The following is a 19,208-nucleotide window of genomic DNA, read 5'->3' as shown; positions in this document are numbered from 1 at the left end:
CGCGACAACAAGCAGAGCTAAAAAATCACCACACAGTTTTAGTGTAGAAAACGAGCCGAGCTTGGCAATTATGGTTTTTCGAGAAAGGAAAGAGTCACGTTAAAGTTCAAGATCCAAAACCTCTGTGAGATAAGCAGGGCTGCAAGCAGAGGCAATAACACCTTGTTTTGACAGGTATGAAAGCAAATAATCCACACACTGCTCAACGGAGTAATCAGTCGTATTCAGTGTTATTTCAGGCGAATCAGGTGCTTCGTATTTAGAGTCAATGCCCGTGAAGTTTTGAATTTCACCCGCCCTCGCTTTCTTGTACAAGCCTTTCACATCGCGACGTTCACACACAGCTAAAGGCGTGCTGATATAGACTTCAATAAATTCGTTTTCCGGGAATAAGGCTCGTACAAGCTGGCGATCACTTTTGAAGGGAGAGATGAAGGCAGACATCACAATCAGACCGGCATCTGTGAATAACTTAGAGGTTTCACCGATTCTTCGAATATTTTCAACCCGGTCTTGATCGCTAAACCCCAGATCTTTATTGAGACCAAGGCGAACATTATCACCATCCAACAAAAAGGTATGATAACCAAGTTGATGCAAGGCATGATCTAACGCATTAGCAAGGGTGGACTTGCCCGCACAACTCAAGCCGGTAAACCAAAGCAAACAAGGCTTTTGATGTTTTTGCTCTGCTCGTTCAGCTTTGCTAACAGTATGGCTGTGCCAAACGATATCCTTATTCATGAAGTCAGACATCCTTATCACTCCGGTACTGCACTACTCTCCGGGCAATTAATAAAATCCAACCCGGCGATAACATCCGATCGCGGCATACTTTCATCTACACATCCTTTTGATAAGTTAAAGACGAGCCTCACAAACGTGCCTTTAGTTATTGGAGACTCTTGATGTCTGTCAATCCCAAGACACCATCTTTACCCTACACAATCTATATCCTACACAGTTGAAATAGCGAATAATCTCAAAAACTGCACGTTATGGCTTTCTTGTTCGCCTTACACCATACAGCCCAAATAAACCGAGTAATAACAACATCCAAGGAATATCGATACTACCACCGCCACTTCCACTGCTTCGTATGACTTTTTTACCTGCAACCCCAACACCACCTGGGTCATGAATACTGCCATTTGAAACGCCATCCGCATCGTTCGGGCCGCCGTCTTCAATGGTCAGCTGAACACACCAGTCGCCTTCGTTCAAACCAGCTCGATAACTTCCATCACCTGGCGGCGGACAGAAACCTTCCTCGCCCGGAGCAGACATAAGGCTGTTGTCGGCGTCTTCCACAAAGGTAAACCAAACGTCATCGTACTTACGATACACCGCATTGGCAGGAATTGACGACTGTTGCGCGATCACAATATTCACACTTTGGCCAATTTCAGGTAAGTCATTCACAATAAAATCAAAGTAACCGCTGAGATTATCAAACCCGTCATCAGGTAAAGCCATCTCTTCAGAGAGTTCGTCTGTTACTAACTTCGCACCACGTCCATCGTTTGATAGCGCTCGATCCCCCAATACCAACGTCACATCTGGGTCCGCTTCCAGTAAGAAGGTAAAGCCATCGTCCGCAGAGCTGTTGAGCACATTTGGTAGATCAATTGCATCAAGATAATTCGGCTGACCGTCCTGGTCGTCATCCGCCCAACCTTCATCAGCATCAACAATGCCATCACCATCACTGTCTTGGGTTTCACTCAACACCGCCAGTGTTTCGACCACCCGATAAGAGAAACTCACCTCGTTGGTCAACGCCGGCAAACCGTTATCTGTGACACGCAACACCAGGTTATAAAGACCAGGTAATAACTCAGCCGGATCTATCTGGTGTTGTAAATCACTGACGGCATCATCGGAAACATCGTCGGAGAACACCCATTCAACCGTATGCTGATCGGCTGGATTTGGATCATTCACCGTTGCCGTAAAGTCGACGACCCCACCACCTTGTTCGAAGATCAAACGATTCACACCACTTTGAGTGACTGCCAACTCGACACGCGGCGCGACATTGTTTTCCACAATAGTCAGGGTATGACGATTATGAGCATCAATATTACCTTCACCCGTCAGAACAACGTCTAAGGTTTCGGTTCCTTCGATTACATTATCCAGAGTAATTTCAAACGGAATGCCTTTAGTAAGCTCGCCTTCATCAAGCGTTATGCTACCTGCACTCAAATTATGATCGTTTGAATCGGCACTGCCTTCCAGAATATAAGAGATGGTAATCGGATAGTCAGGTGCCTCACCGTTCAGGAAGACTCGGATTTGACCACTGGCCCCTTCACCCACTACCTGCCCGCTACTGAGCGAAACTAACGGATGAATGTCCACTTGTTGCTGAACCTCAGCACGATTACCGGCTGCGTCGGTTGCATACCAGGTCACTTGATTTCGGCCAGGAGCCAAAGCAGGAGGTGACGTGCCAAGGAGGTTTACAGCGACTTCACCATCCAGACCATCAATGGCCGTCGGCGGCTCAAGATCGGATAACTGTGTAAGTAAACCAGTGGCATTGAATTCCAGAGGGACAGGCAAAGTAAAGATCGGCGCCTGATCATCCAGTAAAGGATTACTCGACTGAAGCGCTTCCTCACGGTTACTCAAACCATCGTTATCAGCGTCTTCTTCGGCATCGGCCGGATCGAATGGATTGAAGCCATTAGCAAGCTCGAACTCATCACTCATGCCATCATTGTCATCGTCCGTATCTTCGGTGTTCGCGATGCCATCGGTATCATTATCACCAACCACGACTATCGAGAAGGCAGCCAATGCAGAGGTAAACTCGCCATCAGTAACCTGCAATTCAATGTCAGAGTAGCTGCCTGCGTCCCCCACATTCGGCGTTCCGATCAGTTCACCAGTGATTGAATCAAAGGTTAACCAACCAGGCACATTCGTTGCCGTAATGGTCAGCGAGTCATCATCCACATTTGTTATATCCGGAACGAAACGATATTCCCCACCTTCCAGAACCGTCGTTAAAGGCGTACCTGAAATGATCGGTGCATCATTTACGCTCGATATTTGTATCGTTACCGTTGCCGTGTTCGACTCCCCGCCTTCATTGTCGTTTACACGATAAAGGAATGTATCTACACCGTTAAAGTCGGCATTTGGAGTATAAGTCGCAACCCCTGTCGTAGTGTCTATAACAACCTGGCCGTTGTTTACTTGAACCAGAGTGATATTGGCCGGATCTAAAGTACCATCGATGTCCTGATCGTTAGCCAACAGGTCGATGCTTATCACCGTATCTTCTTCGGTGTTGGCAACATCATCATTGGCTAATGGCATGTCATTCACTGGATTAACCGTGATGGTCACCGTTGCAACATTCGACGTAACTCCATCGAGGTCACTGACGGTATAACTGAAGGCGTCGTTACCACCGAATTCAGCCGCTGGAGTGTAATTCAACATGCCGTTGTTGAAAGTAACGGTCCCATTGGTTGGCAAACTGACCACCACCAAACTGGACACATCCAGGTTGTCATCCACATCAATATCGTTACCCACTACGTTGATGTCAAAACTGTTATCCTCAAGTATGATCGCAACGTCATCAACGGCGACAGGGGCATCATTGATCCCTTGAACGGTGACTGCAACCTCCGTTGCAGCGGATACCGCACCTTCAACATCTTTCACTGTGTAGGTGAAGGTATCCACCCCATAGAAGTCGTCATTAGGTGTGTAAATGATGGTGCCGTCCGTTTGAGCTTCAGCTATACCATTAGCCGCTTGAGCGACCATAGCAACACTATTCACCTCCAATTGACCATCAACGTCCGTATCATTATCCAACACAGCAATTGTGACGGCTGTGTCTTCATCGGTAACCGCCGAATCACTTTGAGTAGCAGGTGCATCGTTCGAGCCAGTGACATTAATACTGACCGTAGCAATGTTCGACTCTACCCCGGCATTGTCCTCAACCCTATAGCTAAATAAGTCGCTGCCGTTGTAGTTCGTTTCTGGTACATAGAGAATACTTCCATCAACCACACTGGCCTGCCCATGCGTTGCTTGTGTCACCACAGCCAGGGTCAGACGGTTGATATCATCCGCACCGTCCACATCAACATCATTCGCTAAAACATCCAAGGTTAACGAGTTATCTTCCTGAATAATGGCAGTGTCGTTCACCGCCACAGGCGCATCGTTAATATTATTAACAGTAACGGTCACCGTCGTAGGTGCAGACGTATTCCCTTGTAAATCATTGACCACATAAGCAAAGGTATCGACCCCACTAAAGTCCGCTTTTGGTGTATAGGTGATGAAACCGTTGGCCGTATTGATACTGGTTGAACCGTTTGAAGCCGCTGTATAAATATTGACACTTGCAGGGTTTAAGGTACTGCCCGGCCCCTGATCATTGGCTAACACATCGATCTGAATGCTATTGCCTTCATCGACCGTCGCTACATCGCTGCCGGTTTCATTATCGTCATTACTGATGGTCACGGTTTGTTGCTGAGTCCCATCTTCACTGACAGAACCGCCACTGACTCCGGTGATGTCTATGATGACACTCTCATCGGTTTCTTCAGTAGTGTCTTGAACTGCGGTTAACGTAACCGTACCAATCGTTTGGCCTGCTGAGACAGTAATCGTTTCTTCCGACATCACATAATCGTTGCTACTGGCGGTGCCGCTATACCCCAGGCTAACCACGACATCTTCAAAGGTCGATTTATCCAGAATCGCGGTTATGGTACTGGCGCCCGCCGCTTCCACGATAGAAGTGTTACTGACCAATAACCTGACGGTCGCACTGTCATCATCATTAATGGTGACTGTTTGCTGTTGTGTATTACTTTCGCTGGCGAAACCACCACTCACCCCGGTAATGTCCACAATGATGGTTTCATTCGCTTCAACCAGAGTATCGAAAGTAGCTGTCAGTGTCGCAGTACCCGTGGTTTGACCTGCCGCGATGGTAATGGAGTTAGTCGACGCCACGTAATCACTGCCGCTAGTTGCAGTGCCGGTATAGCCCAGACTCACTACCACAGCTTCATAGGTTGCTTTATCCAAGGTTGCTGTTAACGTGCTGGAACCGCCAGTCTCTGCAATAGAACTATTGTCTACCGTTAACACGACCACCGAGCTGTCGTCATCGACAATGGTGACCGTTTGTTGCTGAGGACTGCGTTCAATGGCCGAACCACCACTGACACCGGTGATATCAGCAATGATGGTTTCATCGGCTTCAACAGACGTATCAGAAATCGAGGTCAACGAAACTGTACCTTCAGTCTGACCTGCAGGAATGGTGATCGTACTTGATGGTGTTAAGTAATCACTGCCACTGCTTGCCGTACCTGTGTACCCTAAGCTGACAACAACATCTTCAAACGTAGAACTGCCCAAGGTGACAGTTAAGGTGCTGATGCCTGCCGCCTCAGCAATGGAATTCGAACTTACCGCTAATGTAACAGCTACAGAATCATCATCTGTGATGGTCACTGTTTGCTGTTGAGCACCACTTTCACTGGCTGAGCCACCGCTTACGCCAGTAACATCAACAATGATGGTTTCATCCGTTTCTATTAAAGAATCCGCCATCGAGGTCAAGAGGGTCGAGCCAGAGATTTGACCGGCAGAGATGGTAATAGCGCCAGCCGGTACTTCGTAATCACTGCCGCTGCTTGCAGTGCCGGTATATCCCAGACTGACCGTTACATCTTCGAAGGTTGCCTTATCCAAAACGGCAGTCACTGTACTGGTACCTGCCGCTTCAGCAATCGAACTGTCGCTGACGGTTAGGGTAACCAACGCACTGTCGTCATCAGTGATGGTGACCGTTTGCTGTTGAGTACCACTCTCACTGGCCGAACCGCCACTCACCCCTGCAATGTCCACAATGATGGTTTCATTTGTTTCGACTGAGGTATCCGATGCCGCTGTCAGAATGATCGAACCTGTAGTTTGACCGGCAACGATAGTAATAAAGCTTGCTGAGGTTGTGTAATCACTGCCATTGCTAGCGGTGCCGGTATACCCAAGGCTGACCGTCACATCTTCGAAGGTTGCCTTATCCAAGGTCGCGGTTAACGTACTGGTACCAGCCGCTTCTGCAATCGTATTGTTACTCACGGATAAAGAAACGGTGGCACTGTCATCATCATCGGTAATGATGATCGTTTGTTGCTGGCTTCCACTTTCACTGGCTGAACCGCCATTCACGCCAGTGATATCCACCACGATATTTTCATCCGGTTCAACCATCGTATCCGAGACTGCCGTCAGAGTAGTCGAGCCTGTGGTTTGTCCGGCAGAAATAGTTATTGAAGCAGACGTTGTGTAATCACTGCCACTGGTCGCAGTACCGGTATAACCCAGGCTCACCGTCACATCTTCGAACGTCGCTTTGTCCAAGGTCGCAGTTAAGGTACTGGTACCTGTTGCTTCTGCAATGGTACTGGCACTTGCAGTTAAGGTAACAGCAACACTGTCATCGTCAATAATGGTCACTGTTTGCTGTTGATTACCACTTTCACTGGCAAGACCGCCACTCACTCCGGTGATATCAACCACGATGGTTTCAGCTACTTCTACGGTGGAATCCGACGTGGCCGTCAAGCTGACCGTACCGGTTGTCTGACCGGAAGCAATGGTTAGAGAGCTTGCCGACGTAGTGTAATCACCACCACTGGTGGCCGTGCCGCTATAACCCAAATTTACAACGACGTCTTCAAAGGTCGTCTTATCCAAAGTCACGGTTAACGTACTGGAGCCTGCCGCTTCAGCAACAGAACTGGTACTGGCGGTTAAAGTAACGGCAACACTGTCGTCATCAACGATGGTTACCGTTTGCTGCTGAGTGCCATTTTCCGTTGCACTGTTAGTCGCCCCGCCTGAAACACTGGCAATATCAACGATCAAAGTTTCATTGCCTTCCACCACAGTATCCGATGTTATCGTCACCGTCGTTGTCGCTTGGCTCTGGTTTGCAGGAATAAGCAGACTGGTGGCGCCCACGGCATAATCGGTACCGTTAGAGGCCGTACCGCTCAACACCAGATTGACCGTGATGTCTGCGCCCGCAGCCACGTTGGAAGAAGCCGTTAATGTCACACTGCCGTTGGTCTCTGACACCGAATTGGTACTGGCTGTCAGACTAATAACAGGATCAAAGGTTGTACTGAACTGAGTTGCGGCGATGTTACCGTTTCCAGCCGTATCTGTGGCAACGCCATTGGCTAGATCTAAAGTAACCACACCCTCTTTTGCTGGTGTCACATCTACCATGTATACACTGCTGCTGGTGGTTACAAAGTTATCAACCGTGCTATTGCCAAGCGTAATATCAGAGATAACAAAATTTTCTACGGCCTCACTAAAGGTAAAGGTCGCGGTGAAGACGCCATTGGCATTGGCCGCGCCCCCTGTGATCACGACCGTTGGCGCGGTGCTGTCATAAGTAACGCTGTATTGAGAAGCCACAGTATTGCCATTACCCGCTGCATCAAGCGCGGCATTTGCCGCGACATCTAACGACACCACCCCCTCTGCCGATGGCGTCACTAACACGGTATAAACGGCTGCACTGGTAGCGCTAAAGTTACTTAAAGCGGCGTTGGATACACTGATGTCTGAGACATTAAAGCCGGTCACATCTTCATTAAATGTCATGGTTGCAGTGAACGGCGCGTTATATGGCGTCGAAGCGCCCGTAATCGACAATGAGGGGGACGTTGTATCATAAGTCACAATATGTTGAGCTGCTGTACTGCTGTTGCCTAACGCATCTATCGCTGCGGATGAAGCGACATCCAGCGTCACTGAGCCTTGACTGGATGGTGTTACAGTGACCTTATAAACCGATGCACTGACAGCATTGAAACCGGAAAGTGACGCGTTAGAGGCCGACAGGTCACCTATCGCAAAACCGGTCACATCTTCATTGAACGTCAGCGTTGCTTCAAAAGGAGCATTCACCGAACCGCCAAACGCATCGGTAATGGTTACTGATGGCTGGGTGTTATCCACCACAAAGGTAGTGGATGGCCCTGCTGCTGGCGCTAACTCTGAACCGTTTCTTGCTGAATTAGCCGCAATGCTAATGCCTAGAGTACCATCACCACTAATATTACTGAGCGTTACCGTTGCTGTACTGGTGTCTCCATTGGTCACGGTAACCGTAGCATTGGTACCCGTATTATTGAGCGTTATGGCAGAGTCAGTAAGATTGACGGTCTCAGCATCCGAATAAGTCACAGTGTAAGTGACAGGGCCTGTCGTAGTTGCACTGACACTTGGGGAAGAAATCACCAGGCTTGGAGTGACCGTAGCAGGTGTAGCTGTATATTCCCGTGATAATTGCGCCGCAGCGGTATTTTTCACCAACCCATTCACTGAATCATCCGCAACATTGGCCGCGACATCCACAGTGACCGTTCCATCCGCAGTGGGAACGATATCCACCGTGTAGGTGTCGCCACTACCGCTAAAGTTCGTGGCCGAACCATTACCCACCGTCAAATCACTTATCACAAAATTAACGACTGGCCGACTAAAGTAAACAGTGACAGGTATAGGGTTGAGACTCGTGGGTGATGACTCCGTAGAGGATAACAGCACACTTAACGTAACAACCTCAAGATTTGCACTCGCACCATTAGTCGAGGTATTAACACTATTAACGGTTGCGGTCATTACACTACTTACACTGACATAGCTCCCTTCCGTTGCCGTTACAGGTAGTGTCACTGTTACATCAAAGGTACAGCTTTCGCCTGGCTGCAATTCCCCGCCGGAGAAAGCCAAAGTGGTTGTGCCAGTTATACTGGAGCTGGCACCACAAGGCGTAGATGGCAACGAAGTCGCTGCCATTGTTGAAATGACAGACGTTAGATCATCGCTGAATTGCATACTTGTTGCAGCCAGGGCGGTTGCGGCGTTAGTGATGGTGTATCTGAGTACAGTAGAGTCGCCGGCAAACACGGAATCGGTTACAAATGTTTTACTCAGGGTCAGTCCGGTAATGATCAGCGTATCGCTGGCAGCTTCAGAAGAGACAGACTTGCCAGACGTTGTTGCTGTCACACTGGAGCTGCTCAAAGTGACCGTACCCGGTGCTGCACCCGCCGGCACTTGCATGGTAATGGAAAAAGTACAGCTGTCTCCCGGCGATAACGTCGCGCCGCTCAAAGTAAATATAGAAGAGCCATTGTCGGTAAAACTTGAACCACTGCCGCAAATATCACTTTGGGATGTTGGCGTTGCGGTCATCCCCGTCAAGGCCGCAGGCAGATCAACTGTAAAGCCTACTCCTGTGGCATCTGCGGTAGCATTGGCGCTGTAATTCAAAGTGAAATCTGTTGTAACAGTTGAATCTGGTGTAGTCGAGTCTTCGTTGATTGACACTTGCAAGGCCGGAGCCGCTACCACAACAAGGGTGTCAGACGCCGGAACACCATACACAGTCGAACCAGAGACAAAAGCAGAAGGACTGCTTGTGGTAAAGGCGTAGCTGCCAGGTGTGACACCAGCCTGAGCGGTCATAATCACATCAAATGTACAACTAGCACCGGCAGCAAGATTACCCCCACTGACAGTCAAAACCATATTCGTACCGTTACTTGCAGCTGTAAACGTTGAACCGGAACCACAAGAGTTAGCCGCAGGTAGCGTTTTAACAACCGTTCCAGCCAATTGATCATCAATGAGCTGAGTAAATGAAATGCTACTTGCTGTGTTTGCCGTATCGGTATTGGTAATCACAAACCGCTGAGTGAAATCACCAGAAGCACTGACGGGGTCATCAATAAACTGGCTAGTAATGGTAGGGGCTTTTTTAACCACCAGATTATTACTGACGGCGGGTTTGGTCGTTGCAGAACCTAACGTTAGATTTACGGTGCTGGTGGTATTGGTGTAAGTCCCGGCAGCGGCATTGGCCGGAACCAGTACCGTCACCTCAAAGGAACACGACGCCTCCGCAGCCAGGTTTGCGCCTGCAACCGTAATCGTAGAAGACCCTGTCAGGGTTGACCCACTACCACAAAAACCAGTGGCAGGTAACGCGGTCGCCGTTAACCCGCTAAGTGTCGCATTTAAATCGTTCGTGAAGGTAATGCCAGTTGCATCATAGGTACGATCAAGGTTATTGATCGTAAATTCCAGGGTAACCGAACTGCCAGGGGAAGCAGATGCAGGAAAGTTCGCAAACAGAAACGACGGTTCGACATCTAACTGACTGCTTGCCGAGCCACTCGGGTTTGAATTGTTCTGAGTTAGATCGCCCGTTTCAGTAATGTATACACCAGCGTTACTGGTACTTACATTAACACTGATGGAACAGGTAGAGCCTGCCGCTACATAACCATACAGCAATGAGATCGAGCCAGAATTTGGAGTCGCGGTTAACTGAGCGGGCAGAACTCCGCCTGTACACGTGTTGTTTACTGAGGGATCAGCCGAAACCAACAGGTTAGTGGGTAAGGTATGAGTAAATGTTAAAAAATTAACATTAGCGCCATTCAAAGTGTTATCAATGGTATAGGTTAAAGTACTGGTGCTACCAGGCACTATCGTCGATGGAGAAAATGCCATTGAAAAACCGGGGCGGGAGGAATCAACCGTCAGTGTAGCACTCGCCGCTGCGACACTACCTTGACTGGTGGACAAAGTACTCGTGGTATTTACATGCGAGCCAGCGGTACTGCTAACAACCTTCATACTGAGCGTACAGCTTTCACCCAGCCCTAATCGATAATCACTGAAGGTAATGGAATCACTGCCTGAAGCCGCAGTGTAACTGCCATTAATACATGTATTTGAAATATCAGAAGGATCGGCAATCGTCATTCCTGTGGGTAAGGTATTACTGAACGTAAGACTACTCACTCCCACGTTGTTCGCAGAATTGTCGATGGTGTACGTCATGGTACTGACCGTACCAGGGGCGACAGTGGTGGGAGAGAACGCCACGCTAAACGTTGGTGTTCCGGCAAAGGCACTGACACTGCTCAAACACATCGCAAGCGATAATAGTGGGAGCAAAAAACGTTCAAGTACTCTCTTCATACAAACATTCACGCTGCAATTCCATTTAAAAGTTAAGTTCTATCTACAGTCAGGAATACTTTAATCACGCCGGGATACCGACGAAACAGAGCACTTAGACGCAACCCATCGACAACTTATTAAACTGAACAACAACATCAGTAAGTATCGAATAGCTCCCCCACCGCTTTTTCCACTGCCACTATTTGTATCTAAATCACTACTGTCTGCATTTGAGCTGTCCACATTAGAGCTTGCAGAACGGCCTACCCCACCGGGATCATGGATACTGCCATTTGCCAGACCATCCGCATCGTTAGGACCACCGTCTTCAATGGTCAACTGAACACACCAATCGCCTTGATTCAGTCCGGTTTGATATTCACTGCTCTGAGGGGAAGGACAACTGCCTTCACTACCTGGCGCAGACATCACGCCATTGCTTGCGTCTTCCACAAAGTCAAACCACACCCCGTCATCAAACTTCCGGTAAACCGCATCAGCCGGGATAACCGCCCGTTGAGGAAGCACGACATTGACACTCTGACCGGACTCGGACAGACCATTTATGACAAAATCAAAGTAGCCACTTACATTCGAGATGCTGTCTGCTGGCATCTGCAATTCTTCCGGCAACAGCTCTATGTTTAATTGAGCCCCCTGTCCGCCATTGGCTAATGCCCGCTCACCTAGCGTCAACTTGAGACCAGGATCGGATTCAATCAGGAACGCCAATCCATCGTCGGAGGTTTCACTGATCACATTATCCATCGCGATTGGATCAAGATAATTTGGCTGACCGTCCAGATCATCATCAGCCCAACCCTCTTCAACATCAGAAACCCCATCACCATCACTGTCCTGAGAGGTCAGTGTTGCCAGTTCATCAACGATTCGATAAGTCAGGCTGACTTGTTTACTGAGCGAAGGAGAACCATTGTCACTGACAGAAACCGTGACAGAATATGTCCCTGGTAACAGGTTGGACGGCTCGATTTGACGCTGTAATTCACTCACCACAATCGGTGAAACATCATCAGAGAAATCCCAGGCTACTGTATGCAAATCGTTCGAATTGGAATCACTGACCTCTGCTATCAAGTCCACCAAGCCGGAAGCTTGATCAATGATGAGTACGTTGGATTCGTTCTGACTCACCTGTAACGTGACGTTCGGTGCAACATTACTCTCAGAGATTGTGGTGATATGGCGGGTCTTATTACCGAAGTTGCCGGAACCGGTCAGGGTAACTTCGATGGTTTCATTGCCTTCGATTTGATTATCTTCAAGAATTGAGAAGGTAATGTCTTTGGAGAACATGTTAGTTTCAGAACCATTCTGCAGAACATTACTTTGTTCATCATCGCTCTGCTCGTCATCACTCTCTACAAACTCACTCTCTACAAAATCACTCTCTACAAAAACAATGCTACCCGAGCTTAGATTGTGATCTTGGCCCTCACCATTCGGCCCCGTTGCACTGCCCGAAACATCAAAGAACACAGTAAATGGATACTCTGGCGGTTCACCATTCAGAATGACCTGAACCCGGCTTTCAGCGCCTTCGGCCTGAATCTGGTCGTTACTGAGAGAGATTAACGGATGAATCGCCAATGACTGACGAACTTCACTTCGGTTACCCGCTGCATCCACGGCATACCAAACCAACTCATGAAGGCCAGGCATTAAGTAGGATGAATCAGGGCTATCTAAGTGAACCTCAACATCGCCATCCTGCTCATCATATGCCGTTGGGGGAACAAGCTCTGAAATTGAGGTCAATAAACCGGTGGCGTTGATGTCCAGGTCTTGAGGTTGAGCAATAACAGGCGGCTGATCATCCAGATTTATTAATTGCACATCGGCAGAAACACCGGCGACCGAAAGTACGCTTGCGCCATCAAGGACGATTTTATCTATCGAGATTTCATTAGCCCCCTCTAACCCCGGCGCTAATACGTAGCTAAAGGTTAACGAAGACGTACCACTGCCACTGACATATTGGGCAATAACCTGAGTGTCTCCAATAGTCAGGTAAAGTAAAGGCGTTCCTTCTACAAAGACACTCTGACTGTAATTCAAAGTAATACTTAAGGTATCACCAGTAACGTAAGTTGTTAGATCGGGAACGTTAACACTCACTATTTGCGCTGTGTTAGCCACATTCACAGAAATGCCACTGCTGTTAGCCACATTGTTTAACACCAAATCACGCCAATTAGAAAAGGCATACATTGGCCCTTCATCGTAATACTGCCCTCCCGAGTTTAGTGCTAATAAACGAATGCCATTGGCCGCCTTATCAGCCGAAGTCACCACATAGTCAAATTGCCAGGTGTTTTGAGCAGCTGAGTCAGACACATAACTGGCTTCAACCTCACGACCTTGACCCAAAGAAATTCGTAATACAGTACTGCCGGTATCCGTACTCAAAACTTGCTGGTTAAACTGCACCGTAAACGAAAGCGTATCTCCGATTAGATAGTCACCACTTCCAGGTACGCTGATGCTTTCAATGCGTGGGATCGATGCTCCTGCTACCAACACCTCTGAAGGGGTCTCTCCCAACTGTGTAACCGAAACTAAGCCATTATTGATAAAGGTTCGGTTAGTGACGGTCAATTCATGACGACCAAAGCTGGTGTCGTTCCTGCCATCCAAGGTTCCCATGATGATCGTGTCATTTAAATCCAACTCTCCGGTGATAATGCCATCTACGTCCATATCGGATTCAGTAACGACATGACGAAAGACTATCTCCCCTTGACTGGTCGCTTCACCGTTCAATGTGTATTGATTATTTCCTACCAAGATAGACAGTTGAGGAATTCCCTCTGACATTTCAATCTGAGTAACCCGCCCCCAACGGAGGGTATAAACCAGTTCGTCCCCTGACTGGTAATTATCCAAGGTAGGTAAACTGGCGGTATTACCATGAACAATCTCAATTTTGGGTAATTCATCCACTCCACCCAGATTTAGATTGGCAAAAAAACCTGCGGCGTTTGTTACCTGAAGCCCCTGAAAGCCAAGTAGATTAATGCCATTAAAATCAAAATCCTGATTAGACGGCGTATAAGAGAACGTAATGGAGGAACTGTTGTGACTTTGATAGGCCGCATACGCATTGCCTGAATCCAAAGCTAATACCAAAAAGCCGAATTCTCCTTCGTCCGTTGGTGTAACTTGAATGTCTTCTGAAAACGAAACAACAAATTCGAGATCGTCAGTATTGTCGTAACTACCCGCAACTGGCGCAGTGACTGAGTTAATCATTGGTTGTGCAAAACCTGGCTGTGCAAAGCCTTGTAAAGCAAAACCAAGCACAAGCACACCCCAGATTCGCCACAGACGAATCAAGTATTGCTCGCGTAAACTGATCGCGATTCTTTCAAACGCAGCAAAAGCAAAAGATTCAGAAATAGCCGACAACATAGGTAACGAGTCCTTCTAGAAAAAGAGCAATGAATGACCAACCACTATTTCAGTTGTACCAGCGCTTTAATCTCTTCTAATTCTCGTCGCAGAGAATCTAATTCACCGTGAATCTTTTCAATTTCCCTATCTTTATCCTTCAGTTGCTTATTCAGCGCCTGGATCGACGCCATAGACACCCCAACGGCATCCACCATCGCAATACTGTCGGTGGTATTACCGTTTAACCCAAAGGCCTGATGAAAATCTTCGGACATTACGCCCATATGTATGATTGAAGAATCGTTGTCTGACTTATAACTCCAACGATTCATTTCAAGAGAACTCAGCTTTTCTAATACAGCCAGACTATCAACAGTCGCCAGAATATCTTTCAAAGCTCTTGAAGAAGAAAAGTGACAGCTTTCCGAACCACCAAGACTTCCACACAGTTTTTCTGTAGCCCTGATGCTGCCATCCGTTCGTACCATAAATTGGACCGTACTGTTATAGGCAAATTCCAAGTTATTCGTTGTACTGTTTTCCTGAATCGTCCAAGAACCCAAATCAAGCCCTGCTGGCCCGCCTGCTGCACTTAAACAGGTTGCAGGGGTGGTTGAATTGGTACACACATCGCCTGTTGCGGTTATCGCTCCCGCAGAGGTGACGGCTCCTGCAGAGGTCACGTTAAATAAAGAATTACCACTGCCATCTTGAATATCAAACAGGCCTGTCGGCACACCACTGACCCCGGCATTAATACCGACAATACCATCGTTCTTAACAAGTAACTTGGAAACGCCGCCCGTCGTTTGGATATCCAAAAGACCTCTCGGTACTTGTCCATTATCAATATTAACCCCGAAATACCCGACAGGGCTGACTAACACAGCATGATTGTTAACGTCTGCAGGGTGGGCAATATCGAACATGCCATCAGGAGACGTGGTTTCAAATCCTACGTCGCCATCAGCTGCAATAAAAAGACTGGCAGTAGTGGCACCTGCCTGGATTCTAAGAGGAAGCGATCCATTATTTGAAACATCCCGGACAAAGAAATTAGTTTCGTTTCCTCCGACATCCCAGGCCTGAGCGGTAAATCCCGATGAAGCATCCTGATCCAATCTCAGTGTTGGAGAGTTACCATCAAGTACGTGTAGCTCTACTTGTGGAGCAGTGGTGTTAAAACCAACATTACCTGTACTCTGAACATAAATACTATTGTTCGGTGCACCAGCAAGAATCGTAAAGGGCGTTTTGTCCTGTGTTACATCAAAGATACTGAATCTGTTTACCCCACCGTTCGCAGAATCGTTAATAGTAATTTCCCAATCATTGCTCGGAAAGCCACCAGCGCTACTGGTATCAACAAATCGGATTCGCAGGTTATTTTCTTTCATTCGAATGGTATCAAAAGAAAAAACTTCACCGACTGCACAGTCTACCCCGACGCAAATACTGCCTTTCACTGCCAAATCATCCTGAATCAATTGATCTGCAGTCGCCTCCACTCCCAAACCAAAGCCTAAACCTAAACCAGAAACAAAAATTAACTTCTTCAGCATCATATTCATACCAACTATTCCTCTGCTAGGTCAGGGTTGACAACTAGGCCATCCATGATTAAAAAGCGTTTAGATTCAATGGTTTTTAAATAGAAGGAAGCGGGCTTAACATTCGGATCACGCCCGTTATCCAGCATGGGTTCATTCCTTCGCGCAGAAGGCTCAACAGCCACTTCTGTTAAAATTTTGTAGGTATAAAAGCCATCAGAAAAACCGTCTTCCGTTTCAAACATGCCATTTTTGCTGCTGAGTTGAGTGCCATCATCACCATCCAATTGCACTATTGTGTACTCCACAGGCAACTCTAAAAGCATGATTCCGTCTGAACCACCTTGAACCGTTGCAGCAATGCCAGCTGGAGAAAACACAACACTTACCGTTAGAAAAGTTCCAATAGAACCTCTCATCAACGAGACAATAAGTGAACGAAATGTGGTGATCATAATGACGACTCTCTTCAAGCTATGTATCAAATTCGTAGCGTAAATCTGTCCAGTGTTAGGCGTATTGCGACTTACTACAATTACCTTCAATTACACGGAATTACGCACAACCATGAGTATTTCCAAACTGCTGTTTCCAAACTGCTTTTTAAAACCGTGGTTTCCAAAGCCGTTGCCTTAAACACCTTTCTTCAAATGTCTCAGTCCAAACATCTCAGTCCAAACATGCTAACAACAGTCATTGCATGTCTATGACTGACACTGAGCCAACATAAAATTAATGCTTTGTGGAGCCAGGCATTGCCTGTCTCCACAGACTTGTAAATCCAGTTTTAATTTACTTAAAGAATTGGTCTGCGCTTGAGCCAGAATTCGAAACTGCCCCTGATACACTCGCAGAGCTTGTTCAGAAAAAGTCAGCTTTCTGATACTGTCTTTAGGGTAATCCACTTTGATTAGTCCTGAGTCAACTGTTAACCGGGTGGGTATCAGGTACTGATTATTAGGGCTGGAGGAGTTCATATGCCAGCCGTCTTTCAACTTAATAGAAAATTCCAGATTGGCTGGAAGGTCACAACTTGCACGTTGATAGTTAAACTCAACGTATCCTTTCCCCATCGCAAAATATTGCTGATGTTCAGTCGCTCCTTGGCTTATCTCTGTAAGCACTTTGCCGGCATATAAATTATCAAACGGCTGAAGATCAAAATAGCTTTTGATAGTTTCCTTCATGCTCAATAACATAGTCCCTATCTCTCCATTTCCTGTCCGCAACCAAAGGTTATGCATGACCTCAAGCATGACTGAATTACCCGCAAATAATTCACCGTCTCTGAAGTACTGGTGCCGTTGAAAAGTAGTTAAGTTTTCAGAAACTGATTGAGGGTCATTTACGTTTTGATTTTCTGCATTCCAAGTGTCAGTTTTCCGCTCATCACTTGAGTAAAATGAACCATTCCCTGCAGTAAAGTACGTACTCACAATATCAACAAGTTTTTGTGTTCTTTTTAACCAAACATCATCTTCGGTGAGTTCATGAATCTTCAAAAATGCATTCGCCAAATAGGAATAATCGGATAATTGCCCGCGGTGATTTGTCTTCCCTTGAAACGAAGACCGGATTAACCGGTTTTGTGCTGCGTCAAAATGATTACGCCAAATGGTGTGTGCGGTAGAAATGGCCAGAGCTTTCATTTTCTCGTTGCCCGTCACCGAATAAGCATTCGCTAACCCATTGATCATAAGGCCATTCCAGGCCGTAATGACTTTTTTATCTACCTCTGGTGAGCCCTCTCGACGTTCTTTTAACAAGTGTTTTAGGTCAGAATTTTTTGGATCAAACGGCGCTGAAAAGTAAACCCCCTGTAAATTGGTGCCAGGCAAAGCATACCTTTGAACAAGAGTTCGGCTTTCAAAATTGCGTAATAAGGAATCCAATTCAGCGGGTTTCCATGTGTAAAAACCACCGTCCTGTTTTTGATAAACTGCGTTGATTGATGTGTAGAAGCCTTCGCCTTGACCGTATAAATGTTCACTGCTAAATCTGAACAAATCATTGATCACCGCCAGATACAAAGGGTCAGCAAATAACTGATAAGCCTTGCTATACACCATTAACAATTGTGCCTGGTTATAAAGCATCTTTTCGAAATGGGGTAATAACCACTGATCGTCAGTCACATAACGATGGAAGCCACCATTAACATGGTCATACATGGCTTTAGACATCATATTGGCAAGTTGCAGCTTTACTAACTCTGCTAACTGATCATCGTATTCGTGTGATAAACGCTCCAACGCGAACAAAAGCATGGCTTCGTTAGGAAATTTAGGCGCACCCTTGTACCCCCCTGTCACAGGATCTAAACGTTTTTTTAAGGCATTTGTCGTGGTCTCTAATACCTTGGGGTCCCATGTGGCAGATTGAACCCTGGTATACCGTTCCTTCACCAACGCGGTAATCTGTTTTGCATTCGTATTCATCAGATCAGCATTAGTTTTCATTAGGCGAGATAGACGGGGCAACAAGGTCGACAACTTATGCTTTGGCAGATACGAGGCCGCAAAAAGAGGATCACCAGCGGCGTTCAGAATGACCGAAATGGGCCAGCCGGAGGTTCCTAATACCTCCTGTAACACCGAGGTATAGTAGCTATCAACATCTGGTCTTTCTTCTCTATCGACTTTCACTGCAATGTAATCATCAGCCAGCAACCCAGCGATACCAAGGTCATTGAAACTCTCCTTCTCCATAACATTGCACCAGTGGCAACTGGAATAGCCGATGGATAGGAATACCAGCTTCTTTTGTTCTTTAGCTTGAAGAAATACGTTTTCAGACCAGGGTTGCCAGTTAATGGGATTAACTGCATGCTTTAACAGATAAGGGGAATTCTCCAGAATCAAGCCGTTGATGTAATGAATCGATTGCGGGGACATGTGATCCTCTAGCAAGCCGGTCATCAACGTCTGTTTGGATTCGAACTCATGACGCCACACTTGCAGAGAGTCTTTCGCAATATCCGAGGAAGGTGGCGCCTGAAGCGATAAAGCAGATAACGCATAACAATGACCGCCCATAAACAGGCACAGAGCCATGGTATAAACAGGCACCTGAGATAACTTGATCGCGGTAAACCTAGTAAATCGCTCCAACACAAGCTTGTCTCGTCATCATTGTTATTAGAAACCACACTCAACCAGCCAATAACATGCTGTCGAGTGTGAAGCGTGA

Annotated in this window: 6 protein-coding genes; all 6 read right to left on the bottom strand. The window is 47.0% G+C overall.

All coding sequences use genetic code 11. The features are described from left to right. Positions 1-99: 99 nt before the first annotated feature. Positions 100-744, bottom strand: a complete 645-nt coding sequence (cysC, locus tag QQL66_RS13175; RefSeq protein ID WP_284382001.1) for an adenylyl-sulfate kinase — start codon at positions 742-744, stop codon at positions 100-102. 252 nt (positions 745-996) lie between these two features. After that, positions 997-11,073, bottom strand: coding sequence for a tandem-95 repeat protein (locus tag QQL66_RS13170; RefSeq protein WP_284381999.1), 10,077 nt, complete (start codon positions 11,071-11,073; stop codon positions 997-999). Positions 11,074-11,133: 60 nt separating this feature from the next. After that, positions 11,134-14,487: a choice-of-anchor U domain-containing protein gene (locus tag QQL66_RS13165; RefSeq protein ID WP_284381997.1), complete on the bottom strand. Its 3,354-nt coding sequence runs from the start codon at positions 14,485-14,487 to the stop codon at positions 11,134-11,136. Positions 14,488-14,531: 44 nt separating this feature from the next. Then, entirely contained in the window at positions 14,532-16,040 is a 1,509-nt protein-coding gene (locus QQL66_RS13160) for a tail fiber domain-containing protein (protein WP_284381996.1), read from the bottom strand. A gap of 5 nt (positions 16,041-16,045) precedes the next feature. After that, complete coding sequence (locus QQL66_RS13155) at positions 16,046-16,474, bottom strand: hypothetical protein (RefSeq protein ID WP_284381995.1); 429 nt, start codon at positions 16,472-16,474, stop codon at positions 16,046-16,048. 249 nt (positions 16,475-16,723) lie between these two features. Beyond that, complete coding sequence (locus QQL66_RS13150) at positions 16,724-19,132, bottom strand: thioredoxin domain-containing protein (RefSeq protein WP_284381994.1); 2,409 nt, start codon at positions 19,130-19,132, stop codon at positions 16,724-16,726. Positions 19,133-19,208: the final 76 nt, after the last annotated feature.

This window comes from Litoribrevibacter albus, assembly GCF_030159995.1.
GTDB classification, from domain to species: Bacteria; Pseudomonadota; Gammaproteobacteria; order Pseudomonadales; family Litoribrevibacteraceae; genus Litoribrevibacter; species Litoribrevibacter albus.
The sequence above is the reverse complement of the archived record's forward strand: the minus strand, read 5'-3'. Positions and strand labels throughout refer to the sequence as shown.